This is a genomic window from Ruegeria sp. BG3 (assembly GCF_056538485.1).
Genome location: NZ_JBQFTE010000012.1, coordinates 1 through 15,674, shown reverse-complemented (window position 1 = coordinate 15,674; position 15,674 = coordinate 1). Strand labels below are relative to the sequence as shown.

The window sequence follows — 15,674 nt, the reverse complement described above, 5'->3', positions numbered from 1 at the left end:
AAAAGGCGGCACATCGGGTGCCGCCTTTTTTTGTGCATGGACCGCAGCGCGTTAGTTGCCGCCGAAGATATCCCGGATCAAGTTGTTGATGGCGCGCTCGAACCCTCCGCCCTGTTTGCGGCGGGGCTGAGGTTGCGCGACCTGCACAGGCGGTTCTGGCGCGACCATCGGCAGAGGCGTGGGCGTCATCCCTTCTGTCACGCGAAGCATCGTTTCTTTCCAGATCTCGGCCGGCAGCCCGCCTCCGGTCACGCCGGACAGGGGTGTGTTGTCGTCATAGCCCATCCAGACACCCGCCACGTAGTCGGCCGTGAACCCGATAAACCACGCATCCCGCGCTGCCTGCGTCGTTCCGGTCTTGCCTGCCACTTGCCACCCCGGCAGCTGGGCACGGCCTCCAGTGCCCTCGGACACCACACGCTCCATCATCCAGATCAGTTCCTTGGCGGCTTTGTCATTGATCACCCGCTCCCCAATCCCTGTGGTCGTCACCATCACCGGGGTTTCATCTCCAAGCAGTTTCAATTCGGTTAGGCCGTAGGGTTCAACCGACGAGCCGCCGTTCAGAATACCCGCATAAGCGCCCGTCATCTCGATCAGCGTGCTTTCCGACGCGCCTAACGCCAGCGCGGGGCCTTGCGCCAGATCGCTGGCGATCCCGAAACCGGTGGCGACCGTGCGCACATTATCGAGGCCCGAAATCTCGGCCACTTTCACCGCCGGGATGTTCAGAGAGTTCTTAAGCGCATCGGCCAGCGTGACCTGCCCGTAGTATTTGTTGGTGTAGTTCTTGGGACACCACTGCCCCGATCCGGGGATGTTCACGCAGTAGGGCTCGTCCATCACCGTGTCATAAGGCGAATACCCAAGCTCCAACGCGGTGGCATAGACAAAGGGTTTGAACGACGACCCGGTCTGCCGCAGCGCCTGTGTCGCGCGGTTGAACGCGCCCGAGACGCGGGTCTTGCGGCCACCAACCATGGCCCGCACCGCCCCATCCGCCGACATCACGACAATCGCGGCCTGCGCTTTCGACCCTTCCCGGACCTTCTCCTGAAAGATGAATTGCAGCGCCTCTTCCGCCGAGGTCTGGATGCGCTGATCCAATGTCGTGCGGATCACCACATCCTCGGTGGTGTTGCGGGTGAAGAACTCTGGTCCGCTGGCCATGACCCAATCGGCGAAATAGCCGCCTGCACGCGCGGCGGCGGCCTCGGAGAGTTGCGCCGGCCGGGCACGCGCCTCGCTAGCCTGCGCGCCGGACAGGTAGCCCTGCGCCTCCATCAGGCCAACAACCAACCGTGCGCGATCTTGCGAGCGTTGCAGGCTGTTGGTCGGCGCATAGCGCGTCGGAGCTACCAGAAGACCGGCAAGCATCGCGGCTTCCGCCGGAGAAACCTCGGCCGCGGACTTTCCGAAATAGCGCTGGCTGGCCGCTTCGAACCCACGTGCTCCAGCCCCCAGGAATGCGCGGTTCAGATAGATCGTCAGGATTTCGTCCTTGGAGTATTTCACCTCCATCGCGAGGGCATAGATCGCTTCTTTACCTTTGCGCCAGAGCGAGCCCTGACGGCAATCCGCTTCATAGGCGGCCTCCGACTCCCATTCGGCTGGGTCATAAGGCACACCCAGACACAGCAGCTTGGCCGTCTGCTGCGTGATGGTCGAGCCGCCATGGCCCGAGAGCGGACCGCGTCCTTCGCTCAGGTTGATGCGCACCGCGCTGGCCACACCACGCGGGCTGACGCCGAAATGGCGGTAGAACCGTTTATCCTCGGTCGCGATGACCGCGTTTTTGAGATGGGGAGAGACGGTATCGGCGGTGATCACCCCACCGAACTGGTCCCCGCGCCAGGCAAAGACCTTGCCATCGCGGTCCAGCATCGTCACCGATCCGCGCGCGCGACCATCCAGCAAGGCATCGACATCGGGCAGCGAGGTATAGACCACCCCGACCGCCAGCGCGATCAGCATGGCGACCACGGCCCCAACGCGCCATGTCACGCCCCAGACCAGCCTCCAGATCCAACGAAACAGACGACGGAAAAAACCGCCACCATTGCCGCCCGACCGCTTACGCGTCTTCTTCCGTGCCGTCTTGCGGGTCGCGGTTTTTCGGGCGGTCGACTTCTTGCCCGCAGGCTTGGCAGCCCGCTTGGTCGTCGAAGGTTTGCGCGCCTTCGAAGGGTATCTTTTATCCGCGACCAGTGTCGGTTTGCGGCGCTTGGACTCAGACATGCTCAAACTCTGCCCGTTTATACTTTTGCCTCACCATACCCTGACGTCCCGCCCATGTTGAGGTCCGATTTTCCAGAACTACCCTTCCCTTTTTCGCCTATTTTTTAATCATCAAGTACTGTTTGTGCAAAAATTGTGCAATATTGCGTCATTTTCAGTCGGTTTCACGTCGGGGAATCGTTCCTTAACGCCCCGACACGCGCTCTTTTTCTGCACGTGCAAACAAGCCGGCCCGATCCGGAGTAGTAGAGGGGACAGACGTGAAACTGATCATTGCGACAATCAAGCCGTTCAAGCTCGAGGAGGTGCGCGAGGCACTGACCGAAGCGGGCGTACGCGGCATGATGGTGACCGAAATCAAGGGCTTCGGCTCGCAATCCGGTCACACTGAAATCTACCGTGGCGCGGAATACGCCGTGAACTTCGTACCCAAGATCAAACTCGAGATCGTGGTACCTGCAACGATGGCCGATCAGATCGTTGAGACCATCACCAACACCGCCAAGACCGGCAAGATCGGTGACGGCAAGATTTTCGTCCTCGATGTCGAGCAGGCCATGCGCGTGCGGACTGGGGAAACGAACGAAGAGGCGCTGTAAGGCGCCCACACTCACTATCATTCGAGGACTGACTATGAACCTGATGAAATCTCTCATCCCTGCTGCCGCGATTGTCGCGCTGCCGCAGATGGGTCTGGCGCAAGAGGCTGCCGCCGAAGGCGAAGCTGCGCTGCACACCCAGTATATCTTCACCACCCTGCTGTTCCTGATGGCGGGCTTCCTGGTCTTCTTCATGGCGGCAGGCTTTGCCATGCTAGAAGGCGGCCTGGTGCGTTCCAAGAACGTGGCCATGCAGATGATCAAGAACGTGGCGCTGTTTTCCATTGCCGCGATCATGTATTGGCTGGTTGGCTTCAACACGATGTACCCGGGCGACTTCAACGGCTTCTTTGCCATCGGTGGCCCAACCGTGCTTGACCCGGTTGGTGTTGACCCTGCCGAGGCTGCTTTGGACTATGCCTCGATCGGGTCGGACTTCTTCTTCCAGCTGGTCTTTGTGGCTGCAACCGCGTCCATCGTGTCGGGTGCTGTGGCCGAGCGGATCAAGCTGTTCCCCTTCCTGATCTTCGTAGTCGTTCTGACCGGTATTCTGTACCCGATCTCGGGTTCCTGGCAGTGGGGCGGCGGCTGGTTGTCTGAAGCTGGCTTCTCGGATTTCGCTGGTTCGACCGTTGTACACTCGGTCGGTGGCTGGGCAGCACTGGCAGGCGTGATAGTTCTGGGCCCGCGTATCGGCAAGTACAAGGACGGCAAAGTGCATCCGATGCCCGGTTCGAACCTGGCGCTGGCAACTTTGGGTACGTTCATCCTGTGGCTGGGTTGGTTCGGCTTCAACGGCGGCTCGCAGCTGGCGATGGGCACCGTGGGCGATGTAACGGACGTATCGCGCATTTTTGCCAACACCAACATGGCCGCCGCTTCGGGTGCTGTTACAGCCCTGATCCTGACCCAGCTTCTGTACAAAAAGCCTGACCTGACCATGGTGCTGAACGGCGCGCTGGCCGGTCTGGTTTCGATCACCGCTGAACCTCTGGCCCCGACCCTGTTCGGTGCGCTGTGGATCGGTGCAGTTGGCGGTATCATCGTGGTCTTCACTGTCCCGATGCTGGACAAGTTCAAGCTGGACGACGTTGTCGGCGCAATCCCGGTTCACCTGTTCGCAGGTATCTGGGGCACCATCGCCGTCATCTTCTACGGCGAGGCGTCTCTGGGCACCCAGCTGCTGGGTATCGCGGCCTACGGTGTGTTCACCTTTGTTGGCGCACTGATCCTGTGGACCATCCTGAAAGCCATTGTTGGCATCCGCGTCAGCGAAGAGGACGAGATCAACGGCCTCGACATGGCGGAACTGGGCATGGAAGCTTACCCCGAGTTCTCAAAAGGGTAAGTGCCACTTACAAAACCATTGGAATGGCTCGGCGCAATGCCGGGCCATTTTACTTTTGGTTGATCCCTTGCACCCTCAACTCTGGTATATGGCTGAACACTGAAAACAGCCGACCAATCAACGGTCGCAAAGACGTACATCAGATCGGGAGAGAGTTATGTACAAGGTGCTGGACCAAAGCGAGGGCAATATCCTTGGCCTAGAAATTTCCGGCAAAATCGACATCACGCAGGAACGTGAGTTGATCGAAAAAGCCGAGGACATTCTAAAAGATCACGCCAAGATCAGCGTGCTCGTGGTCGTTGACAAAGGGGTCTCTGCCACATTTGAGGCCGCAATGACTGATCTGAAATGGATCATCAAGAATATGAAGAAACTTGGTAAGCTGGCGATTGTCGCTGACAGCGTGTTCTTGGGTCACCTGGTCGAGATCGACGCGAAATTTGCCGCCATGCTCGATATCGGTGAAAAGCACTTTACCACCGACGAACTTGATAAAGCCTGGGCTTGGATCAAGTCCTGACCGCCAAAGAAAAAAAGCCGCGAATTTCGCGGCTTTCTTGTTTTCCAAAGGGTGGCTTAGCAGCCCACATCCACGATCGCTTTTGCCAAAATAGGCACTGTGTTTGCGTTCAGACCGGCGATGTTCAGGCGGCTGTCGCCGACCATGTAGATCCCGTGGTCCGCACGCAGTTTCTCGACCAGCTCAGGTGCTGCACCTAGACGTGAGAACATACCGCGGTGCTGGGCGACAAAGCTGAACCTATCCGACCCGGTCAGGCGCTGAAGCTCATCCGCCAGCTGCTGACGCAAGCCCAGCATGGACAGGCGCACCTCTTCCAGTTCGGCCTGCCAATCAGCGCGCAAGGCGTCATCGGTCAGGATCGTGGTCACAACGCGCGCGCCGTGATCCGGCGGGAATGAATAGTTCTGCCGGTTCAGGAAGGCCAGCATCGACTGGTTCAGCGAGGTCTGTGCCGCGTCATCGCTGATCGCCATCAGAAGGCCGGTACGCTCACGGTATACGCCGAAGTTCTTCGAGCAGGACGCCGCGATCAGGCAGCGCTTGACCGACGAGGCCACCAGACGGGTCGCCTGCGCGTCTTCTTCAAGACCGTCGCCAAAACCCTGATAGGCGATATCGATCATCGCCACGAGGCCAAGCTCGTTGATAAGATTGACGACCTCTTGCCACTGCACGAGGTTCAGGTTCGCGCCGGTGGGGTTGTGGCAGCAACCATGCAGCAGAACCACGTCGCCCGGTTTGGCGGTTTTCAGGTCTTCGATCATGCCATCGAAATCGACGCCGCGAGTTTCGCCGTCGAAGTAACGATACTGGACAGTCTCCATGCCCAGATAGTTCAGGATCGACAGGTGGTTCGGCCATGTCGGGTTCGACACGAATACGCGAGCTTCGGGGTTGGCCATGCGGATCATCTCGAACGCCTGACGGCAGGCGCCGGTGCCACCCGGGGTCGCAACGGCGGCAATATTGGCGCGCGGTACTGCGTCGCCGAGGATTAGACCGATCATCGCATCAGCATAGGCCGGGTCACCTGCCAGACCGGTATAGGCTTTGGTTTCCTGCTCTTCGAGAATGCGCTTTTCCGCGGCCTTGACGGCGCGCATCACCGGGGTCACGCCCTCGGCGTTCTTGTAGACGCCGACGCCCAGATCAATCTTCTGGTCGCGCGGGTCTTCACGGTACATCTGCATCAGCGCCAGGATCTTGTCGGCTGGCTGTGGCTTGAGGTTCTCGAACATCAGTTGTCTCCGGTTGCGACGGGCAGGGTTGGGAAGGCACCCCATTCGGCCCAGGACCCGTCATAAAGCGAGTGGTCTTTCTTGCCCATGCGCTCCAGCGCAAGGCTGAGGATCGCTGCCGTCACGCCCGACCCACAGGATGTGATCGCGGGTTTCGACAGATCCACACCTGCGGCCTCGAACACGGCGCGGCAATCCTCGGGCGATTTCATCGTACCGTTCTTGTTCAGCAATTGGCCAAAGGGCACATTGCGCGATCCCGGGATGTGGCCCGAGCGCAGACCTTCCCGCGGCTCCGCCTCGGTGCCCGCGAAACGGGGGGCTGAGCGGGCGTCGATGATCTCATGATCGGCCAGCTTGGCGGCTGCCGAGACCTGGGTCACATCCCGAACCAGATGGTTCTGCACCCGCACCGTCATATGGCGATCCCGGATCACAGGCGGCAGGTCTTCGACCTCGCGTTCCTCGGCCTGCCATTTTGGCAAACCACCATCCAGAACGGCGATGTTTTCCTGACCCATCAGCCGGAACAGCCACCAGACACGCGCGGCCGACATCAGCCCGGCCCCGTCATAGACCACCACCTGATGGCCATCGCCCACCCCCATGGCGCGCAGGCGCGACATGAATTTCTCGACCGGAGGGGCCATATGCGGCAGGTCTGAACGGTGGTCTGAAATGTCATCGATATCGAAGAACCGGGCGCCGGGGATATGTACCGCGTCATATTCCGCCTTGGCATCACGGTTCTGCGCAGGCAGGTACCACGATCCATCCAGGATCCGCAGATCCGGGTCCTTCAGATGGGCAGCAAGCCAGTCGGTAGAAACGAGGGTTTTGGGATCGTCTTGCATCAAAGCCTCCCCTAAGCGCGGTTGGGTTTTCCCTATACGCGCAAAGGGCCGTATTCAAGCCGGGTTAGCGCTATTCCGCGCCCCGTTTCAGCCGGAAATACTGAATTATCCCGATCACGCTGATAACAATCCAGAACCCCTCGATCAGCATCGAAGCCAGATTAAAGTTATGCAGCAGAGAGTAGGCAATCAGCACCGACCCCAGCAGATTGATCACCGGAAAGGCCAGATCGTCGGAATTCATCATCCGCATCTGCGTTGCAAAATAGGCCGCGACCACGACAAGCGCGCCGGCTGATCCCACGGCATCTACGATAGTCAGGCTGTTCAGCACATCCGTCATTGCAAATTATCCTGAAAGGCCGGGCTACCCGACCGAGGCCAGCTCGGCCGGTTGAAAATAGTGATGCATGTTCAGAAAGGCCGCCCCATCTGGCCCAGCGCGATACCCATGCGGCAGATCGGCGGCAAAGCGCAGCCCCTCACCGGCTTTTAGGGCGACCCATTTGCCATCCTGCAAAACCTCTAGTGCGCCGTTCAGCACGAAGACCTCCTCGGTCACCCCGGCGGCGTGGGCCGGGGATTCGTGGCTTTGATTGGCGGCCAGTTCGACATGGAAGGTCTCGGCCCCAAGGGCGGGATCGAAGGGAAAGACGATCTTGACCTGAATGCTGCCCGGAAAGGTTACGGTCCGGAACACGCCCTGCACGCGCGCGTCCGAAGTCCCGATCAAGGCGCTCAGCGGAACCTGAAACCCCTTGGCAATTTTCCACAGGGTCGCGATGGTGGGGCTTGATTCGCCACGCTCAATCTGGCCCAACATGGCTTTGCTGACACCCGTCAACTCGGCCACTTTGGACAGGCTGAGGCCCGATGCCGCCCGCACTTCCTTTAGTTTCAGCGTAATTTCGTCCGATTCCATATCCGCGCCCAACGATTTGTCTTGTGCGTTATAACGCACATGTGGTACGTGCGCTATAACGTACGCACCCCGCATATCGCAACCGGGGCAAAAGGGAAACAGCATCATGCCAATGTACCGATCCAGAACTTCTACCCATGGCCGCAATATGGCCGGTGCCCGCGGCCTGTGGCGCGCCACCGGTATGCAGGATGACGATTTCGGCAAACCGATCATCGCCATCGTCAACTCGTTCACCCAGTTCGTGCCCGGCCACGTTCACTTGAAAGACCTGGGCCAGATGGTTGCGCGCGAGGTTGAGGCCGCCGGTGGTGTCGCCAAAGAGTTCAACACCATCGCCGTGGATGACGGCATCGCCATGGGTCACGACGGCATGCTCTATTCGTTGCCCTCGCGTGAGGTGATCGCGGATTCGGTGGAATATATGGTCAACGCGCATTGTGCGGACGCGATGGTCTGCATCTCGAACTGCGACAAGATCACCCCCGGCATGCTGATGGCTGCGATGCGCCTGAACATCCCGGCGATTTTCGTCTCAGGCGGACCGATGGAGGCTGGCAAGATCGACATCGCCGATCTAGACGTTAAAAAGATCGATCTGGTCGACGCGATGGTTGCCGCGGCAGATGACAAGTACACCGACGAACAGGTCAAACATATCGAGGAAAACGCCTGCCCCACTTGCGGCTCCTGCTCGGGCATGTTCACCGCGAACTCGATGAACTGTCTGGCTGAGGCGCTGGGTCTGGCCCTGCCGGGCAATGGCTCGACCCTTGCCACCCATTCGGACCGCAAGGAGCTGTTCCTCGAAGCCGGTCGCCGCATCGTCGAGATCACCAAACGGCACTACGATCTGGACGAGAAGGGCTTCCTGCCCCGCGAAATCGCCACCTTTGATGCGTTCGAGAACGCAATGTCGCTGGATATTGCGATGGGTGGATCGACCAACACTGTTCTGCACCTGCTGGCCATTGCCAATGAGGGCGGCGTCGATTTCGACATGTCCGACATGGACCGCCTCAGCCGCAATGTGCCGTGTCTGTGCAAGGTCGCGCCCAACACCGAGAACGTGCATATGGAGGACGTCCACCGCGCAGGCGGCATCTTCTCGATCCTCGGAGAGTTGAGCCGCGCCGGGCTGCTGCACGAAGACTGCAGCACCGTGCATTCAGCTACCATGGGCGAAGCGATTGCCAACTGGGACATCAAGGTAGCCAACAACCCGAAGGCACAAGAGCTGTTCAAGGCGGCCCCCGGCGGCGTCCGCACCACGCAGGCCTTCAGCCAGTCGAACCGCTATAAAGAGTTGGACACCGACCGCGAAGGCGGCGTCATCCGCTCCAAGGAGCACGCGTTCAGTCAGGACGGTGGTCTGGCAGTTCTGTTCGGAAATATCGCCCGTGACGGGTGTATCGTTAAAACCGCGGGTGTGGATGAGAACATCCTGAAATTCACCGGTACGGCCTATGTCTGCGAAAGCCAGGATCAGGCCGTTAGCGACATCCTGACCGGCAAGGTGAAAGAGGGCGATGTGGTGGTTATCCGCTATGAGGGTCCGCGCGGCGGGCCGGGCATGCAGGAGATGCTGTACCCGACCTCGTACCTGAAATCCAAAGGTCTGGGCAAAGCCTGCGCCCTGTTGACTGACGGCCGTTTCTCAGGCGGTACATCGGGTCTGTCAATTGGTCACGTCTCGCCTGAGGCGGCTGAAGGTGGCGTCATCGGCCTGGTGCAAACCGGCGACAAGATCGAAATCGACATCCCTGCCCGCTCGATCCATCTGGCGGTCTCGGATGAGGATCTGGCCGAACGGCGCAAGGTTCAGGACGAAAAAGGCTGGGCCCCGGCAGCACCGCGTAAACGCAAAGTGTCCACTGCGCTGAAAGCTTATGCCAAGCTGACGACCAGCGCAGCAAAAGGTGCCGTGCGCGAGCTGTAGCGTCTTCGGGAGCGAAATCCAAAGGCCCTACCCGCCAGGCGGGTGGGGCCTTTTTTGAGGCGCATGGAGCAATCCCTCAGTCGGACATTCCTCTCAGAGATACAGTCATGCGACCGACACGACTCAGAAGTCATTCAGAATACGGAAATTAGCCGTCAGCACCTCGCTCACGAACTGAGCGTCCAGTGAACCCCAACTCCCGGTACGCTGGGATTCGATACCTTGCAATCAATACAACAATCCCAAACGCTCCCGCGCCCGACCCGCGCCATCGGCTTCGCCGATACCCCGTTCAGACTTGGGCCCGGCGCCGCGCTTTGCGCGGCGCCGGGCCCAACCCGAGGAGAGGTCTCGTCAGAGACATTGACGATGGGCGGGAGCGTTCCCCTGCCCCAAATCAGCCAGAACTACGACCCGAGTTTCGCGTGGATTTCATCCAAGTCGATCTCACCTATGGGCATCTTGTTTGCCGGGTTCTCGAAATCGTATTTGAACAGCTCAAAATCCTGTTTGTAGATCTCGTAAACCAGATGCATCGAAAGATCGTCGAAATAGTCCTCGACCGAGTGAGCGCGCTTGGGTCCGTGGCCTTCGGATTCGTTAAACCTCGGGATCTCGGACAAGGTTACGGTATGCGAGGTCTCGATGTGGTTCAGAACGTCCTGCATCCCGTCGTTGAACTTCTCGGTCCAGAAAATGTTGTCGTAGCGCCCGCCATTGACCACGAAGGTAGACACATGCCCCGACATGGCCGACCAGTGAATATCCGGGTCCATGGGCCTGCGCCACCGGATCGTATCCCGCGCAAACAGAAGGAAGCGGCGGAAACTGGCGATCTGGTCGAACTCCCCCTTTCCATCGTCGCCGCCAACCTCGATCCCGTAATTGTAAACCAGCGTCGGCACCAGCTTGCCCCGGTACCGCTTTCCGTTGCGCTGAATGCCACAGATTTTGTCGAAGAATGAGCTGAGGATACGCGTATAGGGATTACGCACGCAGGTGAACGCATAAGACCCATGATTGCGCACATTAGCCGAGATCATGCCCTGGCTGTGGTCAAAGGCCCATTTGTGCATCCCATCCTTGGCATCATGAATGTCGCCATCAAAAAACTGGCCATGGTCGGAATAGTACATGATCTGGCCAATGGTCGAGCAGGCACATTTCGGCACAACACGGTACACCATGCTCTCGCTCTCGGTCATCCAGGTGCCGGGGAACCCCATCTGCTATGCCTCCTCAAAATCTCGGAACTTGTTACGCGCAAGTCGTTTTACAAGCAAAGAACCAAAACTATTCGGTTTATTCAATCGCTCATCCTCAGTATCACGAGTGTAAACGGGCAGAAACGGAAATAGCGGACCCACATGGCGAAGATTGCCTACATATTGCTGTGTCACAAGGACCCCGACGCGATCATCGCGCAGGCTGAGCAATTGACCGCCGTCGGCGATTATATGGCAATCCATTTCGATGCGCGGGCCAAGGCATCGGACTATGACCGAATTCGCACCACCCTGAAGGACAACCCAAACGTCACCTTCGCCGCCAAACGCATCAAATGCGGCTGGGGTGAGTGGTCTTTGGTGCAAGCCACCCTGCACGCCCTGCAAGCGGCCGAAAGCGCCTTTCCCCGTGCCACGCATTTCTACATGTTGTCGGGCGATTGCATGGCCATCAAGACCGCGGAATACGCCCATAACTTTCTGGACGAACACGACACGGATTTCATCGAAAGCCACGACTTTTTTGCCAGCAACTGGATCAAGACCGGCATGAAAGAAGACCGGCTGATTTACCGCCACTACTTCAACGAACGCACGCAGCCCAAGCGGTTTTACACCTCTTACGAGCTGCAGAAACGGTTCAACGTCACACGCGACATCCCCGACGATATCCAGGTGATGATCGGCAGCCAGTGGTGGTGCCTACGCCGCCGCACGGTCGAGATGATTTTGGATTTCCTGAAACAGCGGCGCGATGTGGTCCGGTTCTTCTCCACCACCTGGATTCCCGACGAGACCTTCTTTCAGACGCTGGTCCGGCACCTGATCCCGAAGAACGAAATCGAAAACCGCACGCTGACCTTCCTGATGTTCTCGGATTACGGCATGCCGGTGAGTTTCTACAATGATCACTTCGACATGTTGCTGGGGCAGAATTACCTGTTCGCCCGCAAGATCAGCCCCGAAGCGCATGAGTTGAAGGAAAGGCTGGGCACGCTCTACGCCAGCACTGGTGTCGATTTCCCGATCTCGGATGAGGGGCGCAACCTCTATGCCTTCCTTGCCGGGCGTGGGCGTGTAGGCCGCCGGTTCGGTCAACGGTTCTGGGAGGCCGGGAATACGCTGGGCCCGGAACGCGAGCTGTTTCTGATCGTCTGCAAAAAGTGGCATGTTGCAAAGCGGCTGGTGGATCAGATCGCTTCGGTCACCGACATCCCTTGCCTCGAGTATCTGTTCAACGAGCAGGACACTCCGCTGCCGGATCTGGGCGGGATCGAGACGACTCTGACCAAACGTTCACGTCATAGGCGGGCCGTTGTGCGAATGCTGTTTGATCATTTCGGATCGAACCAACTGGCGCTGTGCCTCGATCCAGCCAATCTGGACGCCATTCAGGATTTTTGCGGCGACGCCGCCAAGACCCATGTGTTGGAAATCGAGTGTCAGTATTCCGACGACTACCTGATCGGCCATGCGCGCCGGGTTGGCCTCGCGGGTGAAAACAGCCCATCCGAGACCGTTGCGCGCCTGCTGCCCACCCTGCGAAATGATCTGGCACACGAATCCGAGGAAATCCGCAAAGCCGGAATTGATGACTATCTGCGCCTACGCGAGACATCGGATCGGACCGAGAATGAGGCCGCAATCACCAAGTTCCTTGGGGTGAATTCCGAGACAGCCCAATCCATCATGCAATTGGACTACCTGTTTTCAGATTGACGGCCCGGCGGCGCGACCCCGCCGCCGGACGAGCGTTCAGATGTCGAACTTCACACCCTGCGCCAGCGGCAGCTCTGCCGAATAGTTCACCGTGTTGGTCTGACGGCGCATATAGGCCTTCCACGCGTCCGAGCCGCTTTCGCGCCCGCCGCCGGTTTCTTTTTCACCACCGAAGGCGCCACCAATCTCAGCCCCGGACGGGCCGATATTGACGTTGGCGATACCGCAATCCGATCCGGCTGCTGTCAGGAACTGCTCGGCCTCACGCATATTCAGGGTGAAGACGCATGAGGACAGGCCCTGCGGCACACCGTTCTGAAGCTCGATGGCATCGTCGAAATCGTCATAGCCCATGACATACAGGATCGGCGCGAAGGTCTCAGTTTTAACCGTTGCTGTCTGGCCCGGCATCTCAACAATGGCAGGCTCCATATAAACGCCACCCGGCACGCCCTCGGTGACGCGCTTCCCACCAAAGACCACACCGCCTTCGGCTTCTGCGGACTTCAGTGCCGCTGTCATCGCCGCGCCCGAGGCCTCATCGACCAGCGGACCGATCAAAGTGCCCTCGGCCATCGGATCACCAATGGGCAATCCGGCATAGGCTTTCTTCAGACGCGCGACCAGCTCATCCTTGATCGAGTTATGGACGATCAGGCGCCGCAGGGTCGTGCAGCGCTGACCCGCCGTTCCGACCGCCGAGAAGACAATCGCCCGCACCGCCATTTCCAGATCCGCCGACGGACCGACAATCATCGCATTGTTCCCGCCAAGCTCCAGAATGCACTTGCCGAACCGCGCCGCCACAATCGGCGCAACAGCGCGGCCCATACGCGTCGAGCCGGTGGCCGAGATGACTGGCACGTCTTCGCTGGCCACCAGGGCTTCACCCAGAGCAGCACCGCCAATCAACGTTTGCAACAGGTTGTCGGGCGCATCCCCGAACCGGGCCAGCGCACGTTCAAAGATCTTCTGGCAAGCCATAGCGGTCAACGGTGTCTTCTCAGACGGTTTCCAGATCACCGGATCGCCACAGACAAGCGCCAGCGCCGCATTCCACGACCAGACGGCAACCGGGAAATTGAAGGCCGAGATCACGCCGACCGGACCTGCCGGGTGCCAAGTCTCCATCATCCGGTGGCCGGGACGTTCCGAAGCGATGGTCAGACCGTAAAGCTGCCGCGACAGGCCAACGGCAAAGTCGCAGATGTCGATCATCTCCTGCACTTCGCCCAAGCCTTCCGAGGTGATCTTGCCCGCCTCCCAACTGACCAAAGCGCCCAGATCGTCCTTGGCGGCGCGCAACTCCTCGCCCAGCAGGCGGATCAGTTCCCCCCGCCGCGGGGCGGGCACGGTGCGCCACGCTTTGAAGGCGGTTTTGGCATTGGCCAGGATAGCCTCCATGTCAGAGGCCGGTGTTTCATGCACGTCAGCCAGGGTGCGCCCATCGATCGGAGACCTCACCGCTGACGCACCCCCTGTCAGCTCTGCTGCGGTCAGGTCGAGGTTTGCCAGCGTGGTTTCTGCAGTCATCACAACGTCTTTCATCTTTTACGCCGCCTTGTTCTGAGGGGTTACGTCGCCCGCCCGATAGAGCCGGCCAAATTCGGTATTGAGGAAATCGGACAGCTTCACCTGCTCCTGCCGGACAAAGCCGGTCGAGGGCAGAACGCCCGTACGCATCAGGTCAACCACACCCAGAACGCCTGCGGCGGTGGTGACCTGAATGGCGCTCCAGACCTGCCCGTTGATCTCACGCGCGAAGCTTTTGTTGATCAGGGATTTTTCGCGCAAGGCGCCGTCGATCTTGCCCTTGGCGGTGCAATAGACAAGCACCACATCCTGATCCGTGCGCGGAAGGGCGGCCTCAAAAATCTCTTTCAGAAGATCGCGGCGCTGTCCCAAACCCAGATCGTTCAACAACAGTTTCAGGATATCGCAGTGACCCGGATATCGGATCGAGCGGTAGGACACCGCCCGCGCCTTGCCCTCGAGGGTTTCGGGAAGGGTTCCAAGGCCGCCTGAGGTGTTGAAGCACTCATACTCCACCCCGTCATGGCCGAGAACCTCATAGTCCTCCAACGGAGCGGTCTTCACCCGTTCGCCGTTCACGATGGCATCGCACGGGTTGCAGTATTCATTGATCAGCCCATCGGTCGACCAAGTCAGGTTGTATTTCAACGCGTTGGTCGGAAACAGAGGCAAGGCCCCAACCCGCATATGCAGGCTGTCGATCTCATCAAACTCAGCCGCCAGCGACGCCCCCGCTATTCCGACAAAACCAGGCGCCAACCCGCATTGGGGCATGAACGCGGTCTTGCTGTTTTCCGCCAAAGCGCGCACGGCATTGGTGGCCGCGACATCTTCGGTCAGGTCAAAATAATGCGCCCCGGCCTGCTGGGCCGCTTGCGCGATATTCGGTGTCAAAAAGAACGGAGCGGCCGAAATCACCGCGTCAAACGCCCTCGGCCCTTGCGCCAGACCTTCAATATCCGAGGCATCAATCTGCTTGGTCGCTACCCCAATTTTAGCGATGTCGCCCAAGGCCTTGAGATCATGATCCGCAACCGTGACGCTGTAGTTTGGCGACCCCTTCAACAGCGTGGCGATCATCTGCCCAATCTTGCCAGCCCCAACGATGCAAATATTCCAGCCCATAACGCGCCTCCTCCTTCTGGTTTTCAGTCCAGAGTGGCGGAGAATATCGTCATTTCGCAGGAGCTAAATTGACGAAGTAACGGTATTTATCATCAATTTGATGGAGCTTATGTTTTTATGACGGAGCGAATGCTGAGCTAGGGTCATGTGGGTTGCCACAACGGCGGCAAAAAACGTGGTTAAGCAAATAATGAACGTGCCCCGCATTTCCACCCGCCTTGCTTCGACAGCGCTCCAGTGGGGATGGCGCAAATAGAAGTACCGCCCTGAGGGCGGCTTGTTCGGGGCTCTATTCTCCAACGCTGGTTGCGGGAGCAGGATTTGAACCTGCGACCTTGAGGTTATAGGCCTGACGAGGTGAGAACGCTAAGCGATTGATCCAGTGGATCAATTGTAGTCTGAACGGG

General features: G+C 59.1%; 13 protein-coding genes. 5 read left to right on the top strand and 8 right to left on the bottom strand.

Translation table 11 applies throughout. From position 1 onward, the window contains the following. Window positions 1-51: 51 nt before the first annotated feature. Complete coding sequence (locus ACR0AI_RS18255; protein WP_480676146.1) at window positions 52-2,238, bottom strand: transglycosylase domain-containing protein; 2,187 nt, start codon at window positions 2,236-2,238, stop codon at window positions 52-54. A 260-nt stretch (window positions 2,239-2,498) separates the two neighbouring features. On the opposite strand from ACR0AI_RS18255, the gene ACR0AI_RS18250 reads away from it, so the two are divergent. From ACR0AI_RS18250 to ACR0AI_RS18240, 3 genes are all read left to right on the top strand, one after another. Continuing rightward, a complete protein-coding gene (locus ACR0AI_RS18250; RefSeq protein ID WP_170379789.1) occupies window positions 2,499-2,837 on the top strand; it encodes a P-II family nitrogen regulator in 339 nt (112 codons plus the stop codon). 34 nt (window positions 2,838-2,871) lie between these two features. Then, window positions 2,872-4,185 carry an ammonium transporter gene (locus ACR0AI_RS18245; RefSeq protein ID WP_170555187.1) on the top strand — a complete coding sequence of 438 codons (1,314 nt, stop codon included), beginning with the start codon at window positions 2,872-2,874 and terminating at the stop codon, window positions 4,183-4,185. Window positions 4,186-4,342: 157 nt separating this feature from the next. Beyond that, the gene (locus ACR0AI_RS18240) at window positions 4,343-4,708 is read left to right on the top strand and encodes a SpoIIAA family protein (protein WP_170640710.1); all 366 of its coding nucleotides are present in this window, start codon (window positions 4,343-4,345) and stop codon (window positions 4,706-4,708) included. Window positions 4,709-4,764: 56 nt separating this feature from the next. Here the strand turns inward: ACR0AI_RS18240 and ACR0AI_RS18235 are convergent, their stop codons facing one another. The 4 genes from ACR0AI_RS18235 to ACR0AI_RS18220 form a co-directional block, all read right to left on the bottom strand. Continuing rightward, complete coding sequence (locus tag ACR0AI_RS18235; RefSeq protein WP_480676144.1) at window positions 4,765-5,949, bottom strand: amino acid aminotransferase; 1,185 nt, start codon at window positions 5,947-5,949, stop codon at window positions 4,765-4,767. Continuing rightward, window positions 5,949-6,803 carry a 3-mercaptopyruvate sulfurtransferase gene (gene sseA, locus ACR0AI_RS18230; RefSeq protein ID WP_480676142.1) on the bottom strand — a complete coding sequence of 285 codons (855 nt, stop codon included), beginning with the start codon at window positions 6,801-6,803 and terminating at the stop codon, window positions 5,949-5,951. The genes ACR0AI_RS18235 and sseA overlap by 1 nt, the downstream gene beginning before the upstream one ends. Window positions 6,804-6,873: 70 nt before the next feature. Beyond that, window positions 6,874-7,146, bottom strand: coding sequence for a CBU_0592 family membrane protein (locus ACR0AI_RS18225; protein ID WP_480676140.1), 273 nt, complete (start codon window positions 7,144-7,146; stop codon window positions 6,874-6,876). Between the two features lie 24 nt (window positions 7,147-7,170). Continuing rightward, window positions 7,171-7,725, bottom strand: a complete 555-nt coding sequence (locus tag ACR0AI_RS18220; RefSeq protein WP_480676139.1) for a helix-turn-helix domain-containing protein — start codon at window positions 7,723-7,725, stop codon at window positions 7,171-7,173. Between the two features lie 106 nt (window positions 7,726-7,831). Here ACR0AI_RS18220 and ilvD point away from each other — a divergent pair, with 106 nt between their 5' ends. Further along, a complete protein-coding gene (gene ilvD, locus ACR0AI_RS18215) occupies window positions 7,832-9,664 on the top strand; it encodes a dihydroxy-acid dehydratase (protein WP_480676137.1) in 1,833 nt (610 codons plus the stop codon). Window positions 9,665-10,071: 407 nt separating this feature from the next. Here ilvD and ACR0AI_RS18210 read toward each other — a convergent pair whose 3' ends face one another. Further along, on the bottom strand, window positions 10,072-10,890 hold the full coding sequence (locus ACR0AI_RS18210) for a sulfotransferase family protein (protein WP_480676135.1): 819 nt from the start codon (window positions 10,888-10,890) through the stop codon (window positions 10,072-10,074). Window positions 10,891-11,031: 141 nt separating this feature from the next. Between ACR0AI_RS18210 and ACR0AI_RS18205 the strand changes: the two genes are divergently transcribed. Continuing rightward, window positions 11,032-12,609 carry a DUF5928 domain-containing protein gene (locus tag ACR0AI_RS18205; RefSeq protein WP_480676133.1) on the top strand — a complete coding sequence of 526 codons (1,578 nt, stop codon included), beginning with the start codon at window positions 11,032-11,034 and terminating at the stop codon, window positions 12,607-12,609. 36 nt (window positions 12,610-12,645) lie between these two features. On the opposite strand, the gene amaB is transcribed toward ACR0AI_RS18205, so the two are convergent. Next, on the bottom strand, window positions 12,646-14,142 hold the full coding sequence (gene amaB, locus ACR0AI_RS18200) for an L-piperidine-6-carboxylate dehydrogenase (protein WP_480676460.1): 1,497 nt from the start codon (window positions 14,140-14,142) through the stop codon (window positions 12,646-12,648). An 18-nt stretch (window positions 14,143-14,160) separates the two neighbouring features. After that, entirely contained in the window at window positions 14,161-15,267 is a 1,107-nt protein-coding gene (locus ACR0AI_RS18195) for a saccharopine dehydrogenase family protein (protein ID WP_480676131.1), read from the bottom strand. Window positions 15,268-15,674 lie beyond the last annotated feature (407 nt).

Excerpts from the sequence above, each read along its gene's own strand:
- ACR0AI_RS18240 (WP_170640710.1), top strand. The coding sequence starts at position 4,343 with ATGTACAAGGTGCTGGACCAAAGCGAGGGCAATATCCTTGGCCTAGAA.
- ACR0AI_RS18210 (WP_480676135.1), bottom strand. The coding sequence starts at position 10,890 with ATGGGGTTCCCCGGCACCTGGATGACCGAGAGCGAGAGCATGGTGTAC.
- sseA (WP_480676142.1), bottom strand. The coding sequence starts at position 6,803 with ATGCAAGACGATCCCAAAACCCTCGTTTCTACCGACTGGCTTGCTGCC.
- ACR0AI_RS18195 (WP_480676131.1), bottom strand. The coding sequence starts at position 15,267 with ATGGGCTGGAATATTTGCATCGTTGGGGCTGGCAAGATTGGGCAGATG.
- ACR0AI_RS18205 (WP_480676133.1), top strand. The coding sequence starts at position 11,032 with ATGGCGAAGATTGCCTACATATTGCTGTGTCACAAGGACCCCGACGCG.
- ACR0AI_RS18225 (WP_480676140.1), bottom strand. The coding sequence starts at position 7,146 with ATGACGGATGTGCTGAACAGCCTGACTATCGTAGATGCCGTGGGATCA.
- ilvD (WP_480676137.1), top strand. The coding sequence starts at position 7,832 with ATGCCAATGTACCGATCCAGAACTTCTACCCATGGCCGCAATATGGCC.
- ACR0AI_RS18220 (WP_480676139.1), bottom strand. The coding sequence starts at position 7,725 with ATGGAATCGGACGAAATTACGCTGAAACTAAAGGAAGTGCGGGCGGCA.
- amaB (WP_480676460.1), bottom strand. The coding sequence starts at position 14,142 with ATGACTGCAGAAACCACGCTGGCAAACCTCGACCTGACCGCAGCAGAG.
- ACR0AI_RS18255 (WP_480676146.1), bottom strand. The coding sequence starts at position 2,238 with ATGTCTGAGTCCAAGCGCCGCAAACCGACACTGGTCGCGGATAAAAGA.
- ACR0AI_RS18235 (WP_480676144.1), bottom strand. The coding sequence starts at position 5,949 with ATGTTCGAGAACCTCAAGCCACAGCCAGCCGACAAGATCCTGGCGCTG.
- ACR0AI_RS18245 (WP_170555187.1), top strand. The coding sequence starts at position 2,872 with ATGAACCTGATGAAATCTCTCATCCCTGCTGCCGCGATTGTCGCGCTG.